Below are 25,333 nucleotides of genomic sequence, written 5' to 3' on the forward strand. Positions count from 1 at the left end.
AGGACTTATGCAGCCGTCACATTAGTAGGGTGCGTCAGATGTGGAAAATCTAGTGATTGTTACCAAATGATCTGCTTTGACACACCCTACAAGAGTCTTTAATGATGAAACGCAGCTTTATTCCTAACTTTGTTCTTGGGGAATTTGTCCAATTTGGGCGGTGAGTTTTTCCTTATCCAACCTGCGTTTTCTGGCGTAGAGTTGAATTGTCACCGCCATCAAAATAATCATCCCAAAAATCACCCAAGCTGTGAGATCCGTCGGTAGATTATTCTTAAACACAGCCAGCATGACGATAACCACCAACATGACTGTCGGTGCTTCGTTTAAAGCCCGTAATTGCTGACTACTCCAGCGACATTCATCGACGGCTAACTTCTTCATTAACCGCCCACAGTAATGATGATAACCGACTAACAGAGCGACAAATAGCAACTTAAAGTGTAACCAACTCTGTTTTAAAACTTCCGGTTCGGTACTCAATAAACCTATAGCCATCGCTACCGTTACCAACATTCCTGGCGTAGTGATGATGTTGTAGAGGCGTTTTTCCATAATTTGATACTGATTTTTCAGTATCGTGCGGGCTGGTTCTGGTTCTTGGTTAGCTTCTACATGATAGATGAATAACCGTACCAAGTAGAACAACCCCGCAAACCAAACCACAATGCCAATAATATGAAATGCTTTAAACCAGGAATAAGCCATGAATCAAAACCTGCCTTTGTGAATCTCTTCTTTAAATCATTGCCTGTACTATCATTATCAGGTTACGGCAAAACCTCATGCAGCATCGCAGATATGTGAAGAAGTGTAACGTTGACAAGTTAGGGAATGGGGGGAGTTGAGGGAGATGAGGGAGTGGAGGAAGCGGAGGGGGAAGGGGAGAAGATTTTTATCCAGTCAACCATCAACCATCAACAGTCAACAGTCAACAGTCAAAAAAGTTTTCTGAGAACTACTTGACTCTCCAGTTTACTGGAGGATTCAAGATAAAGTTAGTTGTTAGCACTTCTTGGTAGTCAGAAGACTTATATGGATAATGTCACCTTGAAACTGCGCGGTATGAGTTGCGCCGGCTGTGCAAAAAATATTGAAGATGCTATACTTGCCGTTCCTGGGGTTGAGGAATGTAACGTTAACTTTGGCGCGGAACAAGCAACAATTGAGTACGATTCTACAAGAACTGATTTACAAACTATCCAAAATGCTGTGAGTGCAGCAGGTTATTCTGCTTATCCTTTGCAGCCAGAAAACCTGATGACAGGTGAAGATGACGCAGAAATCAGACTTCGCCAGCAAGAATCTCGTGATTTGCGGCTGAAGGTGATAGTAGGCGGGATAATTAGCATGGTGCTGGTGATTGGTTCTATCCCCATGATGACGGGTTTACATTTACCCTGGATGCCAGTTTGGCTGCATAACGCTTGGGTGCAATTATTACTCACTACTCCTGTACAGTTCTGGTGTGGTAAGTCTTTCTTCGTTAATGGCTGGAAAGCTTTTAAACGGCATACTGCGACAATGGATACATTGATAGCTTTAGGTACAAGTGCAGCCTATTTTTATTCGTTGTTTGCCACGCTGTTTCCTGGTTTTTTCGTCAGCCAGGGCTTGATGCCAGATGTGTATTATGAAACTGCGGCGGTTGTCATTACCTTAATTTTGTTAGGCAGGTGGTTTGAACATCGCGCTAAAGGACAAACTTCCGAAGCTATTCGTAAACTCATTGGTTTACAAGCCAAAACAGCGCGCTTGATTCGCAATGGACAAGAAGTAGATGTACCCATTGCACAAGTACAGATTGGTGATGTGGTGCTGGTTCGTCCTGGGGAGAAGATTCCCGTAGATGGTGAGGTAATTAATGGAACGTCCACAGTTGATGAAGCAATGGTAACTGGGGAAAGTTTACCTGTGAAAAAACAGCCAGGGGATGAGGTAATTGGCGCGACGATGAATAAAACTGGCAGTTTCCAATTTCGGGCGACACGGGTAGGAAAGGATACTGTACTCGCTCAAATTGTGCAGTTAGTTCAGCAAGCACAAGGTTCTAAAGCCCCAATTCAAAGATTAGCAGACCAAGTTACTGGCTTTTTTGTCCCTGCGGTGATTGCGATCGCCATTCTGACTTTTATCATCTGGTTCGACTTCATGGGCAATGTCACCCTAGCATTAATTACCACAGTGGGAGTGTTAATCATCGCTTGTCCTTGTGCGCTGGGTTTAGCTACACCAACCTCTGTGATGGTAGGAACTGGTAAAGGTGCAGAAAACGGTATTTTAATCAAAGGTGCTGAAAGCTTAGAACTAGCACACAAAATTCAAACTATTGTTTTAGACAAAACAGGCACAATTACCCAAGGTCAGCCCACTGTTACGGATTTTATCACAGTTAACGGTACTGCTAACAGTAACGAAATCAAGCTCTTGCAACTAGCCGCATCTGTAGAACGCAATTCTGAACACCCCCTAGCCGAAGCGGTGGTCAAATATGCTCAATCTCAAGAAGTTGAATTAGCAGAAGTCAGGGATTTTGCAGCCGTTGCCGGGAGTGGAGTACAAGGAATTGTCAAGGATGCCCTTGTCCAAATCGGTACACAACGCTGGATGGAAGAATTAAGCATTAACACTCAAGCATTACAGCAAGATAAAGAACGTTTGGAATACTTAGGGAAAACTGCCGTTTGGTTAGCAGTTGACGGAGAAATTCAAGCATTGATGGGAATTGCTGATGCTATTAAACCCACTTCTCCCCAAGCCGTGAAAGCTTTGCAAAAACTGGGCTTAGAAGTCATCATGCTCACTGGAGATAATCGCCGCACTGCTGAAAGTATCGCCCGTGAGGTTGGTATTGAGCGTGTTTTGGCAGAAGTCCGCCCTGAGCAGAAGGCAGAGGTGGTTAAGTCGCTGCAATTGGAGAAACAGGGCAGAGTTTCATCTGGAAAATCTCGCATTGTGGCAATGGTGGGTGATGGGATTAATGACGCGCCAGCTTTGGCTCAAGCTGATGTAGGAATTGCAATTGGCACTGGTACAGATGTGGCGATCGCTGCTAGTGACATTACCCTAATTTCTGGTGATTTGCAAGGCATTGTTACAGCCATTCAACTCAGCCGCGCTACGATGCGTAACATTCGCCAAAACCTCTTTTTCGCCTTCATTTACAACGTGGCTGGTATCCCCGTTGCAGCTGGTGTTCTCTTTCCCTTGTTTGGTTGGTTACTCAATCCGATTATTGCAGGTGCAGCAATGGCATTTAGTTCTGTTTCCGTAGTGACTAATGCTTTACGTTTGCGGAAATTTCAACCAAAAGTAACTGTATAGGAGCAAGCCTACAATGTTGAGTAGAAAAATTATTCTTGCCAGTGTTGCAAGTTGGGGATTGATGTTTGGTTTTGCTACAGATAAAACCGTAGCAGCAATTAACCATGAAGTGTCAACAACTGAGTTCCGCCCCATTCAACAACCATTATCTATCAAAGGTGCTGTTACCATTGGTGGACTTGGGTTAATTGGGTTGGAATTATGGTGGTTTCTTGTGAAGAAAACCAAGCCGTAAATTCTCACTGTGTGTTGAAATGGTATAAGAGAAATGGTTATGTTGCGGGGCAGAGGTAGTATGTTAGCCCAAGAACAATCAAAACTCATCGGTGCAATTGCTCAAGAAAGCGGCGTTCCCATTAAAACGATTCGCTATTATGAAGAACTTGGGTTGCTCAAATCATCAGGTAGAACCGAGGGTGGGTTTAGATTATTTACGCCGGATGTTTTAGCCCGGTTACACTTTATTAAACGCGCTCAAAGTTTGGGTTTGACGTTATCAGAAATTAAAGAATTTTTACAAGTTCATGATGGGGGAGAATTGCCTTGTGAACATATTAAAACTAAATTGGAAGAGAAGGTTCAAGATATTGATGAACAAATTCGACAATTACTAATTCTCAAGCAAGAATTAGAAGGATTATTGTCAGGTTGGGAAATCAAACCTGTTGATGATCACACTACAATTTGTCCGATTATTGAACAAGATTGAGTTTGAGGTTTGAGATAACGATGATGTGGCGATCGCTCCCCAGGGGTTGACAAGCTTGTTCCCACGTCTAGGATTGAACGAGTTTCTCTATTCTCAAGTTATATAGTAGCGATCGCACTAAATCTAATCAAAGTTGAAGATGGTTTCAATGGCAAATGCTTTTATGTCCAGTTTTCTAAGTTTAAACCTGGTATTTGTCCAAAATCAGCATTATTTCGAGTTAATAGAATAGCCTGACTCACCAGAGCTATGGCAGCGATTTTCAAATCCATTGTGCCAAGCCTGGGATAAGCTTTCTTAAGCCGTTGAAATTCTTCGGCTGCTGGTTGATCAAATTCTAAGATGGGAATAACACAGTAATTGGTTAGTTGCTTTTTTAACTCCTTGTAGGCTAAAACTTGTCCTTCAACAGTTTGAGCCTTTGCTATGTAACTCATCCAACCTCGCATTTGCTCTTCGTAGCTGATGATGGTGACTGCTACTTGATTAGGATTAATGTTTGCCAATCGCATCAGCAGAGGTTGCGCCTGTACGCCTCCGCGATCTAAAACACTGAGATGATCAGTATCAAAAATATACATTTAAATATCGTCTGATTCTATAAAATTTGAGCGCAGAGATTCACGATACTCATGTCCTAGCTGCATGGCTTCGTTGTATGCTGAGTTGTCAGCAAATGTTCCCGCGATTTTCTGCCACCAAGGGGTTTTGGTGGCAGAAACAACCTCTAGTTTACTTTTGAGACTTGCAACTTCAGCCTCTAGAATCGCTACCCGTTCTTCTAATTGTTTTGACATAAGTTATCTTGACTGCTCCTGTTTCTCTCTTCTCAATTTATATAGTAGCGATCGCACTCATGTTTATCCAAGTTTAGCGGTTGTTTCAAGGCGTAGGCGCAGCCCGCCGCAGGCATCCCTCACAGGGAGTTTACAGGCTTGTTCCTTCATCTCTTGCAAAGACATACGAAAACACTCCAACAAAGGTTGGTATCTCAATTTTAGTACATTAGTTTTTGTTCAAGTTGTACAGCTTCCACTTTAGTTCTCAAAAGAGACTCAAAACTATCATCACCTTCCAAGAGAACCACAAAGTCCTTTAAAGTAAAAAGTACGATTAACTTCTGGCTGAGTGCTTTTTTTATATCAATAATTGCTGCATCCGTATAACCTGATTCAGAAATGAAAATGCCCCGAGCATCACTCCTCAAAAATATTCGCATCATATGCTGTGCTACATCTCCAGGGCTTAATGCTTCTTTGCACCATTTCATCTCGACTAAATACAAATGGTTATTAACTTCAATTGCCCCATCAATTTGTTGAATGATGCCTTCGTTATTTTCTCCTGTTATAGTGAATGATTCTCTCACTAAAATATTCTCACTTTCAAAAAAACGATTTAAAATACTTTCTAGTTCTTTGCCTCGCTTTTGAGGATTAGTTTCCTGATATAGCTTTATTAATTCAAACTTAATTTTCTCTCGTTTCTGTCTCTTAGATTTTAGTGCGTCTACTCTTGCTTGCTCTTCGGCTTGACGTTTTTTCCTATCCTCTTGGAGATTTGACTCAATAACTTGCTGCATTCTGGTAAAATAGTCTTTAAAGTTGACTGTCTCTCTCACCTTAGCTACTAACCCCCTAGCTACTGCTTGATCATTTTCCCAGCATCTAGAAAAGTCTTCAAATTCAGTAACTCTTTTGACAATTTCCCTTCTTTCACGCAGTGCATCATCTCCAGCTTCGTTCAGTCGAACTAATATTGTGCGAGCAATTTCATATTTGTTAATACTGCTGGGATCTTTCTGAAGCTGTTCGCTGATATCTGCAAAAGATTTTTGGCTAACTCCTGCACTGGAGAAAAATATTAAAACATCTTTCTTGCTCTTACAAAGTTTTGGAATAGTATCTACTAGCAGATTGAGAAAATCCGGCGTAAAATGGTAGATTGTTGCGTTCATATTTTAATTTTCTTGAACAAATAAAAATATCGCTAATTAGGATATTCCTCAAGAAATAAGATTGAATTTATCAATCTAGGAAAATCGGAGAATCATAGCTTATTTATAGCATAAATTATACCTCTATATCTAGCAAATACATCAACTTCACCTATGTTCGCTCACGGGTTTCAGCCTCGTGACGCAACTGACGAGCGTAGGCTTGACTGTCTGTAATATCCGGTCTTGAATTGATTACACCTTCACTCTGCCAATAAGCGACAAGTTCAGCCCCAGTCTTGGGTGGATTTGCTATAACTTGCCTGACAGTGAGAACACGAAGGATATATTCAGAAAGAGTCATGTTTAGCCGAGAAGCTTCATTACAAAGCTCTTTTTCTAGCTCTGGTGGCAAATCAAGATTAATACTCATTTAAGTGTGACATATAGTTTTACTTGATAATTCATCCTAATCTACTATTTCAATCGCATTACTGAATTGAAGTATGAAATTTAAAAATTTGCTCCTTCTCACTCTCTGCGCGACGGACACTTTGCTCTCTTCCCTACGGGACGCTACGCGAACGAGACGCTTCACTACGTGAGGCTGCGCCAACGCGAACAAGTCGGCAAAGCCGCCCACGCAAGTGTCCTCCTCTGCGTCTCTGCGTGAAATAAATTCATACCTCTCAATCAGCAACGCTACTTAAACAACAGCCGCCTCTGTAATTGCTCCCTGCATTCTCCCTAAAGCATCAATCAAACTTTGCAATTGTTGATCTGCTTTTAACACCGCTAACCCTCGCACTGTCACCTTACCAGGAGAAAAAACAAACCTTGTCTTCAAATGTTCTGGTAAATTCGCCGCTAATAAATTCCAAGCGGGTTCTTCCATCGGTGTTTCTAAAAGAACGTGCTGTTTATTCTCTGGTTTAATCCGGCTAAATCCTAACTTCTTCGCTAGTTGTTTCAGTTCCATTACCCGCAATAGTTGATTAGCTGGCACAGGTAAATTACCATAGCGATCGCTCCATTCACCTGCTATCTGTGTTAATTCTTCTTTCGATTTCGCCGCCGCTACCGCACGATAAGCACTCATCTTCTGATCAACATCCGGGATATAATCCGCAGGTATAAACGCCGTCAGGTTGAGGTCAATCTGTGTATCGTCAACTTTGGGAATTTCTTGACCGCGAATTTCTCTAATCGCCTCCTCTAACATTTCCATGTATAAATCAAAACCAATCGCTTCCATTTGACCGGATTGTTCTGCACCTAGCAAGTTACCCACCCCACGAATTTCCATATCACGCATCGCTAGCTGATACCCAGAACCGAGTTGTGTAAATTCCTGAATTGCCCGTAACCTTTGCCGTGCTGCATCCGATAATACCCGTTGTTTGGGATAAAATAACCAAGCATGGGCTTGAATTCCAGCACGTCCTACCCGTCCCCGTAATTGGTATAGTTGCGATAACCCAAAACGGTGCGCGTCTTCAATTAAGATGGTATTCACACGGGGAATATCTAAACCAGATTCAATAATTGTCGTACAAACTAGGATATCTGCTTCACCATTGCTAAAGGTGAGCATGGTTGATTCTAACTCGCTCTCATCCATTTGACCGTGTGCGATCGCAAATCTCCCCCCAGGGATCATTTCTCGCAGTTTCCCTGTTGTCTCTTCAATTCCTTCCACCCTTGGCACTACATAAAATACCTGTCCACCTCGGTCTAACTCTTGACGAATTGCACTCCTTATGGTATCTGAATTCATCGGTGACAGGTGAGTTTGTATCGGTCGTCTTGTCGGGGGTGGGGTAGTAATCAAACTCATTTCCCGAATCCCCGATAAGGACATATACAAGGTGCGGGGGATAGGAGTAGCAGAAAGAGTCAAAACATCAATTTGGGTTTTCAGGGTTTTAATTTTCTCTTTCTGGTTCACCCCGAAACGTTGTTCTTCGTCAATTACCAACAATCCTAAATCTTTGAAGTTGACACCTTTACCTAAAAGTTGATGTGTCCCCACCACCACATCTAACTCACCCGTGGCTAAACGTTTTTGAATATCACGACGTTCTTCAGCAGTGCGGAAGCGGTTGAGTAAGCCAATATTCACCGGGTAGGGGGCAAAACGTTCTTTGAGGGTGTGGTAGTGTTGCTGAGTGAGAATGGTGGTTGGTGCAAGTAAAGCAGCTTGTTTACCGGAGGTGACAGCTTTGAAAATGGCGCGGATAGCTACTTCAGTTTTCCCGAAGCCGACATCACCACATACTAAACGATCCATTGGGCGATCGCTTTCCATATCTCTTTTCACATCTTGTACAGCTTTTAGCTGGTCAGTTGTGGCTTGATAGGGAAAAGAATCTTCCATTTCCTCCTGCCAAGGCATATCTTGGGGATAGGCATAACCTTGTTGTTGCGATCGCGCAGCGTATAATTTCAGCAAGTCTACCGCTAATTTCTTGATGGCTTTGCGGACACGATTCTTTGTATTTTCCCAAGCCTTACCCGTCATTTTATGCAATTCTGGGGCTTTATCGCCTGTACTGCGGAAGCGAGACAATGAGCCTACTTGATCAGCCGCTACTCGCAAAATCCCGTCAGCATACTGCACCACAATGTAATCACGGGTTTCATCGTTAATCGTCAAACTCTCCAACTTAACAAATTTGCCAATCCCATGACTTTTGTGAACTACATAATCCCCCGGACGTAGTTTGTTCGGGTCAACCTGCTTAGATGCAGCCTTGCGCCGCTTGCGGATATAGCTGGGTGTAGCGAGGGAATGCTGTCCAAAAAATTCCCGGTCGGTGACAACTACGAGGCGGTAAGTAGGTAAAATAAAACCTTCCAGTTCCGCCAGTCCCGAATATTTCAAAGCTACGGGGACATGATTAATTTGCTGCTTGTCAATGGCTTGATAGTCACGGGGGTTGGGGATAAATTGCGCCGGACAATCATGTTCTTGGAGGAGGGAAACAGAACGGGAAGGTTGAGCAGAAATTAACCAAATCGAGAAATTGCGATCGCGTTCTTGTCGCAGGGTGTCCGCCAGTTTCGCAAATTGATGCGGTGTCACTGGTACAGGACGACTAGCTAAATTAATCCCGCCATTTTCCTCAGCTAGTTCTGATAAATATAAAGTTTTAAATCTGGTGACATCACCGAGACAGTCATCAAAAGACCGATGAATTTTAGGTAATTGCAGCGAACCTAATTCATATTCACCAGTTCCTAATGACCATTGTTCCTCAGCATTTTCCACCCAGCGATCGCTATGAGCATGACATTGTTCTGGCTCATCAATAGCGATTAAGGTATCCTCTGGTAAGTAATCAAGTATGGAAGCGGGTTGATCAAAAGCTAACCCTAAAAATCTGCGACTACCTTCGATGTGTGTTGAGTCATCAGTTGCAAGTTCTGAGTCAGAAGTTAACTCAGCCTTGAACTTTTGAAACTCAGGACTATCCTTAAGTGCGTCTAAAATAATCGGCGTGAAGCTAGTTGGCGTGAGGGTAATTTGTGCAACTTTGTCAAGGGCTGAACGTTGAGTATTGGGGTCAAATTCCCGAATTTGCTCAATTTCATCACCAAACCACTCTAACCGCACTGGCAACTCAGAAGATACAGGGAAGACATCCACAATATCACCGCGCCGACTCCATTGGCCTTCTGTTTCTACTAGCGGTACTCGTTCGTATCCCAAAAGAGTGATTTTTTCGCTGAAAGTATCCAGATCAAATTCCATCCCCCGCTTTAGGGTGAGACATAACGGCGTAAAAGCATCTGGCGGTGGTAAATGTGGTTGCAACGCTCCCACAGTAGCAACAATAGCCAAGAGTCTTGGAGTTCCATTATTAGGAATCGAGGATTGGGTATTGGCACGATTTTCTCTTTCTTCCCAGTCCCCAGTCCCCAAATCAGCTAATACCTGCATCTGTCCCCAAGTCATTTCCGTTTCGGGGTCGAAAGGTTCGTAAGGGGAAGCTTCCGATGTCGGGTAAAAATGCACAGTTTCCCATCCCATTGCTTCCAACTGTGCGTAGGCGCGTCCGGCTTCTTCTAAAGTGGCGCAAACTACCAACAAATTCCGTTGAGAATTTTGTGCTAAAGCTGAAGCTACTAAGCCTTTAGGTAGGCGAGGAATACCATTTAAGCGTAAATCTTGCTGACGATGTAACTTAGAAAGTAACTCAGTGGTGAGTGGCGATCGCCCCAAGGCACGCACAATAGAAGAAAATGCCATAAGTTCTACTAGCGGAGGAACACTGTCCTGATTCAGAAAATATAGTGACGGCTACGTTCACTATTGTAAATCCTGAGTCATTAGTCATTAGTCATTGGTCATTAGTCATTGGTCATTAGTCATTAGTCATTAGTTTTTCTCCCCCTACTCCCTCATCTCCCTCATCTCCCACCCTGCGGGTTCGCGTTAGCGTCTCTGAAAGAGAAGCTAAAGCTACATCTCCCCCTACTCCCCCTACTCCCTCATCCCCCTTATCCACATTTCCCAAGGATTCTTTAGTTTTGAATTTTGAATTTTGAATTTTGAATTGATTTGTCTCCTTATACTAAAGATTAAGCTAAGTTCGCTCTTGAATAGCGGCAGTATATAATATGTCCTCGATTACCTTTGAAATTTTAATTATTCTGGTATTAATTATTGCCAACGGTGTATTCTCAATGTCTGAGATGGCAATTGTCTCAGCCCGGAAGGTTAGGTTACAACAGCTTGCTAATCAAGGCGATGTTAGAGCCAGAGCAGCCCTGAAGCTGGCAGAATCTCCGAATAATTTCCTGTCTACTATTCAAGTGGGTATTTCCCTAATTGGTATTCTGACTGGTGCTTTTGGAGGCGCGACAATTGCTAGCAGGTTAGCTGTGTATGTGGCACGCATACCGTTTTTAGCACCTTACAATGAAGCAGTTGCTTTTGGGATAGTAGTTTTAATTATTACGTATTTATCCTTAATTGTCGGGGAACTTGTGCCGAAGCGTCTGGCATTAAACAACCCAGAACGAATTGCGGCGACTGTGGCTATTCCGATGCGAGCTTTAGCAGCCTTAGCTTCTCCGGTGGTACATTTGTTGAGTGCTTCTACAGAAATGGTGTTGCGAACTTTGGGGATTAGACCTTCGGAAGAACCGCTAGTTACCGAGGAAGAGATTAAAATTCTCATAGAACAGGGGACAGAGGCAGGAACTTTTGAAGCAGCAGAGCAGGATATGGTTGAGCGAGTGTTTCGTTTAGGCGATCGCCCTGTCAATTTCTTTATGACCCCCCGTCCTGATATAGTCTGGTTAGATTTAGAAGACTCACAAGAAGAAAACCGCCAAAAATTAAGCGAAAATGCTTATTCTCGTTATCCAATTTGTCAGGGGGGATTGGATAATGTCTTAGGTATTATCCCAGTCACCGACTTACTCGCTAGGGGTTTTCGCGGAGAGCCTTTAGATTTAACAGTAGGATTACGTCAGCCTGTGTTTATCCCAGAAAGCACCCGTGGCTTAAAAGTTTTGGAGTTATTTAAGCAAACTGCAACACACATGGCTTTAGTTGTGGATGAATACGGCGTAATTCAAGGTTTATTAACTCTCAATGACATTATGAGCGAAATTGTGGGCGATGTTCCCGCCGCCCCAGGAGAATATCAACCGCAAGCTGTGCAGAGAGAAGACGGTTCTTGGTTATTGGATGGAATGTTACCAGTAGAGGAATTTTTTGAACTGTTTGGCATGGAAGAATTAGAGTTTGAGGAACGGGGTAGTTATCAAACTTTAGGGGGTTTTGTCATCACCCATTTAGGGCGTATCCCCACAGCAGCTGATCATTTTCAATGGCAAGGTATGCGAATTGAAGTCATGGACATGGACGGTAATCGCGTTGATAAGGTGCTGGTTGTGCCGAAAATTAATCAAGGGGAGGAATTAGAGGCGAGAAGTTAGACTGACGGTGATGATTCGGCTCATAATTCAGTGCTATTGTGATTTTGGAAACTCAAAGCAATAGATTTATCATGTTAAGAGCGATCGCCTTCGGTGGGGTGCAGCCCATCGCACACCGCATTTTGCAGCGTCTCACTTTGACAATATTCCTCATCCTGACTATCAGTTTAATATTTCCTGCCACTACTTGGGCTGACTCCTCTAGAGTTGGACTGGAACAAGGACATCTGAAAGCTTGTCCACCTTCCCCCAACTGTGTGGTTAGTCAAGACGCTGATGCTAAACACGCTATTGAACCCATTGTCTATCATGTAGACCGGGATACCGCAAAAGAAACATTATTAAAAGTTCTCAGCGTTGTTCCCCGAACCGAGGTGATAGAACAGACAGATAATTACATTTACGCGATTTCTAAAAGCCGCATCTTCAAATTTACTGATGATGTCGAGTTTTATTTCCCACCCAATGAGTCAGTCATTCATATCCGTTCTGCATCTCGCATCGGCGAATCTGATTTGGGTGTTAACCGCAGACGGTTAGAGCAAATTCGTCTAGCGATGCAAGATTTAAACATTTAATTCTTCCTCATCTCCCTTGTCTCCCCACTCCCTACTCCCCATTCCCCACTCCTAAGTCTTCGATAACCGTTTGACTTCTGCACCTGCTAACATTTGATGAGCTTTCGCTAAAAATTGCGGGATTTTGTCAGCATGGGGACTGTGAGCAAGGCATTGTCTTAAGTCTAGTTCATCTAGTTTATCGGCTTTGTTCCCTGGAAACCAGTGACTACCATTACCCAGCAGGTTGTAACGCATTTTGGCATAGTCTACCAAATCGTAGGCGGTGGCTAGATTCCACAACCATAAAATTGTGTGAATATTCATCTGTCCTGGGGTATCTTGCCATTTAGGTAAATTGGTGTGCCAAGTTTTTACCCAATCTTTTCCCAAAATGGCGATCGCTTCCTCTTCCAACCTGGCCAAAATTGGCGGTAAAATCTCGGATGCTTGGTCTAATAGTTCTAAAGTTTTCAGGTGTTCGTCAAAATCTTGGGGTTTAGCTGCGCCCAAACTCAATGTATGCACCTGTGGGTGACTCAGACAAAACAAATCATTGAACACCATCGGACTCAAAGGCGCACAAAGATTAACTAACTTAGCTGGGGGATGATATAGCCTTCCGCCTTTATCAGAAGGACTAATAATAAACACCCCCATATCATGACGGGTAGCGGCGGCAATGGCAGGCCAATTCCATTGATTAATATAATACCAATGCAGATTTACATAATCAAATTGATTGGTATTAATTGTCTCCACAATCAAATCTGTAGCACCATGAGTAGAAAAGCCGATAAATCTAACTTTTCCTTCTGCTTGCAATTGTCGCGCTACTTCTAAACAGCCACCAGGACGAATACTATAATCTAACGTCTCAGCATTATTGATACCATGTAAACCTAGTAAGTCTACATAATCTAACTGAAGATAGCGCAGAGAAGTTTCAAAAGTCTTGCGAAATTCCTTTGCATCTGCCATAGGACAGACTTTCGTCTGCACAATCAACTTTTCGCGGGGGAACTTAGGTAAAATTTGCCCTAACTGCATTTCTGAGCTACCATACCCACGAGCAGTTTCAATATGATTAATTCCCAATTCGATAGCACGGCGAATAGTTGCTGACAAATTCGCTTGGTTATCCGCCGGAATATCTGATTGAGGAACATCTTGCCATTTATATTGATATCTCATACCGCCGCAGGAAAACACCGGCATCTGTAATTCTGTGCGTCCGAATCTTCTGTACAGCATTCGTAATTTTGGAATTATCGCCAATTTTTACTCTACAAAAAAAATCAAGGATACGCTTGGGCGTATCCCCGAATGAGTGTGGAGGAAGCAGAGGAAGCAGAGGAGCAAAGGAGAAGAACTTCTACCCAGTCCCCAGTCACCAGTCCCCAGTCCCCCTATGAAGCATTTTGTAATTCAGCCGTGCGAACAGATAGCTGTTGTATTTGATTACCCCGTTGTACTTTCACCTGTAAAACTTGACCTAGGCGACTATTTTCGACAAAGTTCTGTAACTGTTCGGCGGTGGTGATGGGTTGTCCATCAATTTGTACAATTACATCGCCGCGACGCATACCAGCATTAGCAGCCGGTGAATTAGGTATAACTCGCATCACTAAAACACCGTTAACTTCTGGGATGGTGAAGGCAGAGTTAGGATCAGTATTATTTTGTTTAGCTAGCTGAGGGGTTAAAGTTACCATCTGCACACCTAAATAGGGGTGAGGAACTCTACCATTGCGTTGCAATTGTTCTGCGATCGCCTTAGCTTTATCTATAGGAATAGCAAACCCAATACCCATAGCATCCGCACGAATCGCTGTATTAATACCAATAACCTCGCCTTTGTCATTCAGCAAGGGGCCGCCAGAGTTACCAGGGTTAATAGCTGCGTCAGTTTGGATAAAGTCTAACCGCTTGTCAGTAATACCGACTTGTGCGCTAGAACGTTTGAGGGTGCTGACAATACCCAAGGTGACAGTGTTATCAAAACCCAAAGGATTACCAACTGCGATCGCCCAGTCTCCTACCTGTACATTACTCGAAGAACCTAAAGGTGCAACTGGTAAATTATTCCCAGCATTAATTTTCACCACAGCCAAATCTGTGACTTCATCAATGCCTTGAACCTTACCGTCAAAGGTGCGACCATCTTTAAGTCTGACAGTCACGCGATCGGCTTTATCCACAACATGGGCATTAGTTAAAATTAAACCACTCTGATCAAGAATAAAGCCAGAACCTAGACCGCGCAATTGTTCGGGCGGTAATTGTCCTGAAAAGCCGTCACCAAAAAATCTGCGGAAAACCGGATCTTCAAAAAATGGGTCGATCCGACGGGTAATAGTGCGTTCTGTATCAATCCTGACCACGGCTGGGCCGACACGATTAACGGCGGCTGTCACAAAGCTACTGTTACCTACAGCCGCAACGGCTGGTGATTGCCGTTGAGCAATCATTTCTGGCGCATCCACTGTAGTAGAATTGGGTGCAGGTGCTGCTTGGGAAGGTAACACGCGCAGACTGCTAACTGTAAGCGCAACTCCTAGAATGATGGCTAATACATGGGTGCTGAGTTGGCGTATAGACCTGGATATTTTGGTAAATCGCATATTCACAACCTAATCTAGAAGCCTAATTGTTACCTAATCGTGAAATTCTATCTAAAGTTTATTTTGGCAAGTAATTGACTATTGCCGGGTTCGGATTTTACCCCTTGACTGTTGACTGTTGACTGAGAAAGAATTTCTCCCCCTGCTCCCCTGCTCCCCTGCTCCTCCGCCCCTTCTTAGCCTCTAGAAACCAATATTGAGCTAGGATCTGAGTAGTACCAGTGCTTTGATAACTCATGAACGGCTCAAAACGATTAGCTAAACAATCTTTGCCCGTATCTCAGCCAGCAGAACACCCCCACAGTCATGATACAGAACATGACCATCACAATCATACAGATCATACTCATGGGCAGACTCAGCCTGGTCATCTTCACATCCACAGTGATGAATCTCTCAAGCAAATTGTCAATCGCCTATCACGGATAGAAGGACATATTAGAGGGATTAAATCTATGGTGCAACAAAATAGCCCTTGTCCTGATGTTTTGTTGCAAATTGCTGCTGTGCGGGGTGCTTTGGATAAGGTAGCTAGAATCGTTTTAGATGAGCATTTAACTGAGTGTATCGCCAGAGCGGCAAAAGAAGGCGATATAGACGTTGAAATTACACAACTGAAAGCCGCTTTAGACAGGTTTTTACCGTGATGAATAAGTTGTGAGTGATAAGGAGTTAAAGGTTAATTAACGGCTCAGTAATTGCAATTAAATAATATATAGCCGCAACACAGAGACAAAAATATTTGTTTCTGTGTTTTGTCGTTGTGAGGATTTGGTAATTGTCTGTCCCCATGTAGCCAAAAAATAATTGTATTAGGCGATCGCTTCCTCATTCGCTACGAAATTGTCTTTCTTAAAACAACTGTGATACCTAACACATCTAACTTAAGTATTATTTGCGTTGTTAATTATGGCATCATCACGTTCAAAGTTAACAAAATAAGGTATTGCCCATAAAAGTCCATGCGGCACAAATTTCTGATACCTGCGTCAACTATACTGATTGTGTTAAGTATGCTTCAGTTAATCTGTTGCGTAAATTCAATCTACCGTCTTGAAAAATAATTACCAGTCAACCAAACCTCTAGTAAGCATCAAAGTATGTAGACTTTATGGCTAGTAAATTCCATCACCAGATGAGGCTATGGAGCTTGTGGGTAGCTAACGCATCATTGAAACTTGTCAAGTTCAGTTTCTTGCCCCAAATTTGGGGACGCAGCCGCCTGTTGAAACGCCTTTTTCCTATCCTCGTTTTGATATCCTTTGTTACGGTATTGTTGGTAGACAATTTTACCCCAGTAGTTGCCCAACTACCCCGTCAGGAAGTTCGTGGGGTGTGGATGACTAACAATGATTTCAACATCCTCAAGGATCGGCGTAAAGTCCAGGATGCAATGAATCAACTACGACGGTTGAACTTCAATACTGTCTACCCTGTAGTATGGAATTCTGGCTATGTCATGTATCCCAGTGCTGTGGCACAACGAGCAGGTATTCAACCCTTTGTATTTCGAGGCTCAGAGGGACAAGATATTTTAGCCGACATCATTAACCAAGCGCATCGTCGGGGTTTGTTGGCTATTCCTTGGTTTGAGTTTGGGTTTATGGCTCCCCCAACCTCAGAATTAGCTCTAAACTATCCACAGTGGTTAACACAAAAGCGGGATGGTAGCCAAACTTCAATTAGTGCGGCTGGTGAAGTGGTATGGCTCAATCCCTTTCACCCCCAAGTGCAGCAGTTTATCTCTAATCTCGTGTTGGAAGTAGTCAGCAAGTATAATGTCGATGGCATTCAGTTTGACGATCACATGAGTTTGCCCCATGAATTTGGCTATGATAAATACACGGTTGCTCTCTACAGACAAGAAACCAAAAACAATCCTCCCGCGAATCCTGATGATCCCGACTGGGTGCGTTGGCGAGCCGATAAAATTACGGCGTTTATCAGACAGCTAAATCAAGCTGTCAAAGCCAGAAAACCCAATGCTATTTTCTCTGTTGCGCCTAATTACTATGACTTTGCCTACAAGCTGCAACTGCAAGACTGGTTGACTTGGGTACGTCAAAATCTTGTGGATGAGTTAATTGTGCAAATTTACCGCCCTGATTTGCAAAGTTTTATCAATAATATTTCTCGTGCAGAAATTCGAGAAGCGCAGCAAGTTATCCCCACTGGTATCGGGGTGATGACAGGATTACGAAATCAACCTGTATCTATACAGCAAATTCAGTCTCAAGTACGAGCAGCACAACAGCGTGGTTTGGGTATAGCCTTTTTCTATTACGGTAGTCTGTGGAATTATTCTTCAGAACCGGATGAACGTCAAGCTAAATTCCAAGCTCTTTTTCCCTATCCGGCAATACGTGCCAGAGTCCAATAAATTAGCACATTAGGGACTTCCAGATTAAAAAACATCCAAAATGTAGGGTGCGTCAGTACGAGTAACCCTAGCTATACCAAGAAAATATTCATACTGACGCACCCTACTAACTAAAATGAAGAATAAAGTGCATCTTCATCAAGTCATATCTTGCGTCAGGTGGGCATTGCCAAAAACATAAAACTAAGGCTTTCAGCAAGTTGCAAGCAATGCCCACCCTACAAAAATTATCATCAAGGAACAGATGCAAGATGTATGTCAAGAAACGGTATGAGTGTCTGTAATTCATCTCACGGTTAACCATAATATGAATTGCAGGACAACAAAACCTACTACCCACTCCGCCATGACAAAGGTTTTACATCCACTTGCAGATTTTCTTAACTGTGATGGGATTGATATTAACCAATCTCCTAACTATTGGTATGAGGGGCGTTGTCTGCAAAGTGGTGATTTATTCAGACTACCACGCACGCCTTTAGCAGAAGCGATCGCCTATGGTTTAATGCGACAATTAGCCGAGGATGAGCGTTATTCCCGTGAAGGTAAAATGTATGGTGTGTTGTTGGTGGAACTACCTACAGGCGAAAACCGGGTACTGAAAGCTTTTTCTGGTTTACTCAATGGTGAAAGTGTGCTTGAGGGTTGGGTGACACCAATTCCAGGGAGGGAACAAGTAGCTTTAGCAGAAGCCGAAACTTTGGCACAGTTGGCAGCAATTAAGCAAGAACTAATTACCCTGAAACAGTTACCAGCTAGACAAGAGTATGAAATACTATCACGGGAGTATGCACAACAGTTGCAACAAATGAGCGATCGCCATCTGACTGACAAACAGCAACGACAGCAACAACGTCAGTATTTTTACGATACACTCACAGGTGAAGCTTTAACTTTGGCTTTAGAACAACTAGACGAGGAAAGCCGTCAGCAGGGAATTGAACGCCGGAGACTCAAACGCCAACGAGATGTGAGTTTGGCAACTCTCAAGGAAGCGATCGCCACCGCAGATATACGCATTCAAGAACTCAAACAACAGCGTAAAGCTATCTCTCGGCAATTACAAGCACAGATGCACGCCGCTTATTCCCTCATGAATTTTTTCGGGCAATCTTCATCATTACAGCAATTAATGCCCAATGGTTTACCCACAGGCACAGGCGACTGTTGCGCCCCAAAGTTACTCCACTACGCCGCCACCCACGGACTTAAACCCCTAGCAATGGCTGAATTTTGGTGGGGGACATCCCATCAAGATAAAGTTCAAGGAGAATTTTATGGTGCTTGTGTAGAACGTTGTCAACCGTTGATGGGGTTTTTGCTAGCGGGTTTAAAACCTCACCCCCCTACCCCCTTCCCTTCTGGGGAAGGGGGAGTTTTAAGTGCATTCGCGCACCGTACCGAAGGCGGGGAAAAGGGAGTTTTAAGCCCCACCCCTAGTAGGGGAGGGGTTTGGGGAGAGGTCAAGATTATTTATGAAGACGAATGGTTGATTGCTGTCAACAAACCTTCTGGGCTGCTATCTGTTCCTGGGCGTTATCTAGAAACCCAAGACAGTGTTATTAGCCGCTTGCGTCATTTGTTACCAGATGGCGAGAATCTGGCGGCGGTGCATCGCTTAGATCAAGAAACCTCTGGTATCCTTTTAATGGCGCGTGATGCCCAAACCTATCGCCAACTCAGCCAGCAATTTCAACAGCGACAAGTCCACAAGGTTTATGAAGCCATACTTGCAGGTGTTGTCACCACAGAGACAGATGTGATTGAATTACCATTATGGGGAGATCCACAAAATCGACCGTATCAACAAGTTGATTGGCAACGTGGTAAACCCAGTGTGACGCGCTTTCGGGTGATGGGGAGGGAAGGAGAATATACCCGTGTAGAGTTTGTGCCATTGACCGGACGCACCCATCAGTTAAGGGTTCATGCTTTGGTAGGATTAGGAGTAGTGATATTAGGCGATCGCCTTTATGGTTGCAATGCTGGGGCGACTCGCTTACACTTGCACGCCAGAGAATTACGTTTTCAGCATCCACAGTCACAAGTAAGTATTCATTTGCAGACTCAAACGCCTTTTTAATGTGGTAATTTGTGAGAACATCGCTTGATTGGAAGTTTGACAACTTCGTGTCAGCGAGCAATTTCTCTATGAGGTTGCACAGAAAAACAATGTAGAGACTAAGCACGGCTAGTCTCTACAGCGCAGAATAAAGTAGGGGCGGGTTTATTGAGATCATCGTTAATCAGCCAAGGTATTTGTGAACCCACCCCTACATCAAGAAACGGTATTATATCCCTGATTTCTCATCGCTAGGGTTAAATAATAAATATAGTGAGTTTTGTCAGCAAAGATATGGTAACTGATATTTACGATGTTGTGATAGTTGGGGCTGGGCCTATTGGTTTAGCAACTGCCATTGGTTTACGCCAGCGTGGAATTGCAAATATTTTGGTAATAGATCAAACTCGTGCCTTTCGTCAGGTTGGGCAAGTTTTGGATTTGCTGCCCAATGGCTTAAAATCTCTGAGATATTTAGATTCTCATGCTTACGAAGCCGTTAAAAACGCCGCCTTTGGTTTATTCAATTCTCAACCCTCCACTCCAGCACAAAACACTCCCAAACCTTCACCTAAATGGGTTTACAAAAATTTTCAGGGGGAGACAATTCGGGAAATTTCCCTGAGTTTTGATGATTGGTTTCAAGAATATGGCGAAGGGCGAGTTTCTATTGCTTGGTACAATTTGCAGACAGCTTTAAGACAACAACTACCTCCAGATATTGTCAAAATTAATCATCGGTGTATCAATGTTGTCGATGAGCCAGATAATAATTGTGTAAGGATAGATTGTGTTTCTGACACTACAGTAGAAGCAAATCCCTATGCCCATTGGGAAAACAGCAAACCCGAAAATCTAGATAAAACTTCCGAAGAATCATTTACTAATAAATCATTCCGGGCTAGGCTAGTTGTAGCCGCAGACGGCATTAATTCTACAATTCGCCGGGTGCTTTATCAAAATAGCCCATACACAGATTTTGCTAAACCTGAATATTCTGGATATGCTGCTATATCTTGTCGGGAGATAGCAAATATTCCCGCAGAAGTGGAAGCAGAAATTGAAACAAAATTCTTGCAGAAATCACCAGTTACTACCATCTGTCAGTATGAGTCATCTAGAAATGAATCTGGTGAGATGCAATCTACAAGAATGATGTTATTCCGCAGTCGCGCCACGGGACAATTTGGCTATCTCATTCACTCAGCTTTACCTTTGGCAGTTTTAGAAAATCAATCTGGTAATTCTTTGAAAGAACTTGCATTACAAGTCTTTGAAAATGCAGGATTTCCTGATGTTCTCAAACAATTAGTTTGTTTATCACCCCCAGAAAATATAGAACACCGTCCTTATTATATTCATCGTGCCATGATTGCCGATGCTGAAAGTACACCAATTCAACCAACTTGGAGTTTTGACAGAGTTGTTTTAGTCGGAGATGCGGCGCATGGAATGCCGCCATTTATGGCTCAAGGTGCTAATCAAGGTTTAGAAGATGCCTTAGCTGTGGTGACATTAATTGCTAAAATTGCAAAGGAGAATAATTGGCACAATAAACAAGTAATAACGGCAGCTTTTCAAAAATATGAACAGTTGCGTCGTCCCTTAATGGCGTATGTCCAAAAGGCAACATTAAACCCACCTTACACCTCATCTGAAGACTGGCAGGAGTATAGTCAACACCTCTACGGACGCAATTTTGAGCAAGCGTAGCACGCCTTTAAATTCACGCTTCCAGGGAGCATCCCAATTTTGAAAAAATAACCACAGCAACACCAAAAACTCTCTAAAAATCTCTTACCTTCGTGTACTTAGTACCTTCGTGGTTTGTTCATTTCAAGTCTTGAACTCAAGCAAAAAATAAACTTACACATTTGGGATGCTCCCCGCTTCCACCCACTGTATAGGGTCTAATTGATAGTATCTTTTCAGTAACTCATACAGTGCGGAATGCTCCTGTAATAATTGCTGTGGCTTCTCAAAAAATGTCTCAGTCGCCACAGCAAAAAATTCGGCGGCATTAGTTGCACCATAACTATCAATTACTGTTCTCATATTTTGCTGAACATGATAACAAAGTTGATAAAATTCTGTTGTCATTACCCTAGACCAAATCTGATAATCTGAGTTATGAGGCAATATTGGTACACCATCAGCTTTACCATCTTCTTGATCTAACTGATGAGCAAATTCATGCAGTACAACATTACGTCCATCTCTCCAGTTTTGAGTATCTTCTTGCACCTGTTTCCAAGATAAAATTACTTGGTCTTTAGTCCATGATTCTCCTAATCTAGCATCGCGTCTTTCTGTAATTATATAATCACTCACAGCAACGGTTTGATTGACAAAATATGTACTAGGATAGACCAAAATTGAACGCAGTTTAGGAAAGTATTCCCCGCGCTCATTCAATAGTAACAAACAGGCAACAGAGGCAATAGTTAATTTCATTTCTGCCGTTACCTGTAATCCTCTACAACCAATAAATTGCTTTTCTGCTAAAAATATTTGAATATGTCCCCGCAGTCGTTGACGTTCCGCAGGAGAGAGTTGTAGATAAATAGGCAAGTTATTTTCAAGAATCGCATTCCACAAAGCAGGAAAAGAACGTTTTTTAATTCTGTTTCTCCTTTGCTTTGTGAGAATAGGACTAATGAAAATTACAGTAATAATTATCCCCAAAATTAGAAAAATAATAACTGCTTGAAGCATAGATACTTATTAGCTTTTATTTGTAAAAATGAACAGGGGATATGGAACAGGAAAAGAGAAAAAATCAGCATCGAAATCTTATCATAAGTAATTAACCGTACATGATATCTTTTATATCAATTCTCTATGAAGTTGCGTCATCTTAATGATGTAGAGACGTTGCATGCAACGTCTCTACAGTGCATCTATGACTAAGCCACGCAAGCTACATCAAGAAACGGTATTATGTCATATCTTGCGCCATTCTCAATATGCTTAAGGGTGGCATTGCCAACAACGTTAAACTGAGGGTTTAAGGAAATTGCAAGCAATGCCCACCCTACAAAAATTGTTATCTAGCACCTAGACAATAATTGCCCACATACTCAACCCTAAACCAATTGCGGCTAGGTGTTGCCAAAGCAAAGCTCTAAAAGGTTGACGCGCAATTTTTTGTGTTAAAATTATCGTCAACAATACTGCAAAAATTAGAGTTGTACCTTGCAAAAAAGCAATCACGGCTGGATGAGCTACTAATATAGGTAATTGCTCACTATTTAAACCAAAAGTGGCAAAAGTTACAGGGATAATTTTCCCACCTTCGCCTAAACCTAAACGTAAGTAATGAGCTAAGTTACCTCCTAACACTAATGGTAAGTAACCATAGGCGAGTTCGATAAATCCTCTAGGTTTGCGGCGGAAGCTTAAGAATTTGATGCAATAATAGCCAACAAATACAAACACAGTCGGAACGATTAAAGCTAACAGTGATATTCCTAAATGTAGCCAAAATTGTGTTAAATCTAACTGTAAACCTAGCCAAGTTTGCAACTCTGCTAAACGATGCAAATATACTCCGCCTAATAGTAACAATAACAAAGCCACTTCGTAGTTACGGGGTACATGAGTTGTCCACAGTTCAATTCCAGGGGGACGCAAGTTAAACTCGACGGAACGATGGGGACAGGCTTTTAGACAAGTCATACATAATACACAATCTCGGTTATCTTCTAATTGTGCGGGATGGGAATACAAGGGACAGCCATCGGTTTCCATTCCTTCGCCTTTTTCCACTCCGCCTTTATAACATTGATAGGTGGTACAACTTGCTGAACAAATTCCTTGTTGCGCCCTAAGTTCTGTGATGGAAAGTTTAGCAAATAAGCCATTCATTCCACCGATGGGGCAAAGATAACGACACCAAAACCGCCTTTCAAAAATGGCTGAGAAAATCATCGCCCCGGAGGTAATTAATAATAGTAAACAGGCGGAAAGATAGGCGGTGTTTTCTAAATTCCAAAGTTCTTCCCAGAGGAAAATTAAGGTAAATAAACCAAATAAAAACCAACCGCCCCATTTTTCAGCTTTTTCTCTCGGCCAGCGTTTCAGTTGTCGGGGAAATAGCCACAATGATAGTTTTTGGGTAATTTCGCCGTAAATCATGAAGGGACAGACTGAACACCATACGCGCCCTAAAAAGGGAAAGATTAGTAAGATGACAGGCCACCACCAAGCCCAAAATAAGTTTAACGCAAAATTGCGATCGCGTGTTTGTGGCCCTACAAATAACACACCCACAATCAACGCAAACACCACCACCGTAAAACCATAGTTAATTTTATCCGGCCACCAATCACTCCGCAAAAATCGCCGCAACCCTGGATAAAGGTTCAACAAATTCACACGAAATTGTTTTTTCTTCGTTTCCGCCGCCCAGAAGATTTCTTCTGTTAATTCCCTACCTTTCCCTGCTTGTACAATTGCCCTTTCTACAAGGTTTTTCAATTCCTTGAGATTCCCAGGAAAATCATAGGACTGGAGACGGCGCAAGGCTTCCGGGGTGATATGGGGTTTCGGAAGTCCACGCGATCGCACATACAAACTGGTGTAATATTCTACCTGGGCTTGAATATCCGCCTTCCGTAACCGTAGCGGTGGCACTTTAATTATATGACCTACACAGCGTTCAATCTGGGACTGGGCTTTTTCAGAAACTAACATAATTCTGGCTTGAGTGGTGCGGGGTGCAGCCGTGGCTTCTCCCGGACGAGTCACGGGGGTATATGTCCCTGTTTGCAATAACTGCGCCACATCTGGTAATAATTCTGCTGGTAACTCCTGAATATTGTTTAAAACTAAACTTCCTTCGCCTAGCCATTCTAACAGTCCCGGTTTCCCCCCAGCACGACCGAATAAATCTGCGCCGCTAGTTTGCAACATCCCACAATTGACTTTAATTATCGGTTCACGGCGTTTGGGGGAACTAAAATGAATTAGGGCGGCGATATTATCTTTGTCTAAGCCTGGTTCGCCGAAAATTTCGACAGATTTCCGGTCAGTCGCCGCTTCGCGTATTTGTTCCCGCAAGCGCAACGCATAGCGACTTGTCCCCACAATTCCCCTTTGGGCTTTGGTAACTAAATATGGTCGCAAAGCTACGGAACGTTCTTGTTCATAGCTTAACGCAGATGTCATCTGTGCTAATTCCTGCGCCAGTTGTCGAGACACAGCTTGAGTAATTTCGGGATATTGATTAACTAAGGTGCGAAACTCCGCCACCGGAATTACCCAGACATGGCATTCTGTGACAGCATTAATTGTGTATGGGGTTAATTCATCTAAGAGTAATTCTTTGAGGTGAATGACTGCACCCGGAAGGAAACCGCAAGGGAAGACAGGGTTGTTTTTATTGGTAATTTCAGTTTCTAGTTGACCATCTAGGAGAATATAAAGTGCTGTTGGGCGAGTTCCTTCTTGAATAAGAGTGCTTGCTTGAGGTATGACTTGTTCTTGAATCAGGGGAGCGATCGCATTCAACACTTCTGATGAGAGAATACTTAAAGTTGTTCGCTCCTGTAACCAGATAACTTTCTCTGGATATATGCTCATGAGTTCCCCGTGTTGTCTGCTTGCTATAACAGGAATTATCCCCAAAAATAGCGATGTGATGAGTGTATCTGATTTGCCGAATCTTTGGGTTCCCTTGGTGCTGTTAGGTTTAATTATACTGGCGGCGGTGTTTTTTAGTCGTAGCCGTTAGTTTCAGAGATATAGGGCAACAGTGAACCGGAAAGCTTGTTTTAAATTTCGATTAA

At 42.9% G+C, this 25,333-nt stretch carries 20 protein-coding genes; 9 read left to right on the forward strand and 11 right to left on the reverse strand.

What is annotated here, in order from left to right; translation table 11 throughout:
- Nucleotides 1-123 precede the first annotated feature (123 nt).
- Nucleotides 124-708: a protoporphyrinogen oxidase HemJ gene (hemJ, locus tag A3775_RS21290; protein WP_066426668.1), complete on the reverse strand. Its 585-nt coding sequence runs from the start codon at nt 706-708 to the stop codon at nt 124-126.
- 327 nt (nt 709-1,035) lie between these two features.
- Here hemJ and A3775_RS21295 point away from each other — a divergent pair, with 327 nt between their 5' ends.
- From A3775_RS21295 to A3775_RS21305, 3 genes are read left to right on the forward strand one after another with little or no spacing between them, the layout of a single operon-like run.
- A complete protein-coding gene (locus A3775_RS21295) occupies nt 1,036-3,324 on the forward strand; it encodes a heavy metal translocating P-type ATPase (protein ID WP_066426669.1) in 2,289 nt (762 codons plus the stop codon).
- 13 nt (nt 3,325-3,337) lie between these two features.
- Complete coding sequence (locus tag A3775_RS21300) at nt 3,338-3,559, forward strand: hypothetical protein (protein WP_066382708.1); 222 nt, start codon at nt 3,338-3,340, stop codon at nt 3,557-3,559.
- 60 nt (nt 3,560-3,619) lie between these two features.
- Complete coding sequence (locus A3775_RS21305) at nt 3,620-4,033, forward strand: heavy metal-responsive transcriptional regulator (protein WP_066382707.1); 414 nt, start codon at nt 3,620-3,622, stop codon at nt 4,031-4,033.
- Nucleotides 4,034-4,194: 161 nt separating this feature from the next.
- Here the strand turns inward: A3775_RS21305 and A3775_RS21310 are convergent, their stop codons facing one another.
- From A3775_RS21310 to A3775_RS24795, 6 genes are all read right to left on the reverse strand, one after another.
- The gene (locus tag A3775_RS21310) at nt 4,195-4,614 is read right to left on the reverse strand and encodes a type II toxin-antitoxin system VapC family toxin (RefSeq protein ID WP_066382703.1); all 420 of its coding nucleotides are present in this window, start codon (nt 4,612-4,614) and stop codon (nt 4,195-4,197) included.
- On the reverse strand, nt 4,615-4,830 hold the full coding sequence (locus A3775_RS21315) for a hypothetical protein (RefSeq protein ID WP_066382702.1): 216 nt from the start codon (nt 4,828-4,830) through the stop codon (nt 4,615-4,617). It abuts the gene before it with no gap.
- A 200-nt stretch (nt 4,831-5,030) separates the two neighbouring features.
- Entirely contained in the window at nt 5,031-5,990 is a 960-nt protein-coding gene (locus A3775_RS21320; RefSeq protein ID WP_066382700.1) for a restriction endonuclease, read from the reverse strand.
- A gap of 151 nt (nt 5,991-6,141) precedes the next feature.
- The gene (locus tag A3775_RS21325) at nt 6,142-6,402 is read right to left on the reverse strand and encodes a hypothetical protein (protein WP_066382698.1); all 261 of its coding nucleotides are present in this window, start codon (nt 6,400-6,402) and stop codon (nt 6,142-6,144) included.
- Between the two features lie 273 nt (nt 6,403-6,675).
- On the reverse strand, nt 6,676-10,221 hold the full coding sequence (mfd, locus tag A3775_RS21330) for a transcription-repair coupling factor (protein ID WP_066426671.1): 3,546 nt from the start codon (nt 10,219-10,221) through the stop codon (nt 6,676-6,678).
- Nucleotides 10,169-10,309 (reverse strand): hypothetical protein, encoded by a 141-nt coding sequence (locus A3775_RS24795; RefSeq protein ID WP_197480210.1) that lies wholly within the window; start codon nt 10,307-10,309, stop codon nt 10,169-10,171. The genes mfd and A3775_RS24795 overlap by 53 nt, the downstream gene beginning before the upstream one ends.
- A gap of 283 nt (nt 10,310-10,592) precedes the next feature.
- Here A3775_RS24795 and A3775_RS21335 point away from each other — a divergent pair, with 283 nt between their 5' ends.
- A complete protein-coding gene (locus A3775_RS21335; RefSeq protein WP_066382694.1) occupies nt 10,593-11,921 on the forward strand; it encodes a hemolysin family protein in 1,329 nt (442 codons plus the stop codon).
- Between the two features lie 71 nt (nt 11,922-11,992).
- Nucleotides 11,993-12,499, forward strand: coding sequence for a DUF1499 domain-containing protein (locus tag A3775_RS21340; protein ID WP_066426677.1), 507 nt, complete (start codon nt 11,993-11,995; stop codon nt 12,497-12,499).
- Nucleotides 12,500-12,550: 51 nt separating this feature from the next.
- On the opposite strand, the gene A3775_RS21345 is transcribed toward A3775_RS21340, so the two are convergent.
- The gene (locus A3775_RS21345) at nt 12,551-13,732 is read right to left on the reverse strand and encodes an aldo/keto reductase (protein WP_066382692.1); all 1,182 of its coding nucleotides are present in this window, start codon (nt 13,730-13,732) and stop codon (nt 12,551-12,553) included.
- A gap of 155 nt (nt 13,733-13,887) precedes the next feature.
- Nucleotides 13,888-15,102, reverse strand: a complete 1,215-nt coding sequence (locus A3775_RS21350) for an HhoA/HhoB/HtrA family serine endopeptidase (protein WP_066382691.1) — start codon at nt 15,100-15,102, stop codon at nt 13,888-13,890.
- Nucleotides 15,103-15,338: 236 nt separating this feature from the next.
- Here A3775_RS21350 and A3775_RS21355 point away from each other — a divergent pair, with 236 nt between their 5' ends.
- The 4 genes from A3775_RS21355 to A3775_RS21370 all read left to right on the forward strand — a co-directional run bounded on the left by A3775_RS21355 (nt 15,339) and on the right by A3775_RS21370 (nt 21,257).
- On the forward strand, nt 15,339-15,749 hold the full coding sequence (locus tag A3775_RS21355; protein WP_066382690.1) for a metal-sensitive transcriptional regulator: 411 nt from the start codon (nt 15,339-15,341) through the stop codon (nt 15,747-15,749).
- 464 nt (nt 15,750-16,213) lie between these two features.
- Nucleotides 16,214-17,482 (forward strand): glycoside hydrolase family 10 protein, encoded by a 1,269-nt coding sequence (locus A3775_RS21360; RefSeq protein WP_066382688.1) that lies wholly within the window; start codon nt 16,214-16,216, stop codon nt 17,480-17,482.
- Nucleotides 17,483-17,828: 346 nt separating this feature from the next.
- Nucleotides 17,829-19,565 carry an RluA family pseudouridine synthase gene (locus A3775_RS21365; RefSeq protein ID WP_066426680.1) on the forward strand — a complete coding sequence of 579 codons (1,737 nt, stop codon included), beginning with the start codon at nt 17,829-17,831 and terminating at the stop codon, nt 19,563-19,565.
- A 273-nt stretch (nt 19,566-19,838) separates the two neighbouring features.
- A complete protein-coding gene (locus A3775_RS21370; protein ID WP_066426683.1) occupies nt 19,839-21,257 on the forward strand; it encodes an NAD(P)/FAD-dependent oxidoreductase in 1,419 nt (472 codons plus the stop codon).
- Between the two features lie 153 nt (nt 21,258-21,410).
- Here A3775_RS21370 and A3775_RS21375 read toward each other — a convergent pair whose 3' ends face one another.
- Nucleotides 21,411-22,259 (reverse strand): zinc-dependent peptidase, encoded by an 849-nt coding sequence (locus tag A3775_RS21375; RefSeq protein WP_066426685.1) that lies wholly within the window; start codon nt 22,257-22,259, stop codon nt 21,411-21,413.
- Between the two features lie 342 nt (nt 22,260-22,601).
- Complete coding sequence (locus A3775_RS21380) at nt 22,602-25,127, reverse strand: sigma 54-interacting transcriptional regulator (RefSeq protein WP_066426687.1); 2,526 nt, start codon at nt 25,125-25,127, stop codon at nt 22,602-22,604.
- Between the last annotated feature and the right edge of the window lie 206 nt (nt 25,128-25,333).

This window comes from Anabaena sp. 4-3, assembly GCF_001597745.1.
Taxonomy (GTDB): Bacteria; Cyanobacteriota; Cyanobacteriia; order Cyanobacteriales; family Nostocaceae; genus Trichormus.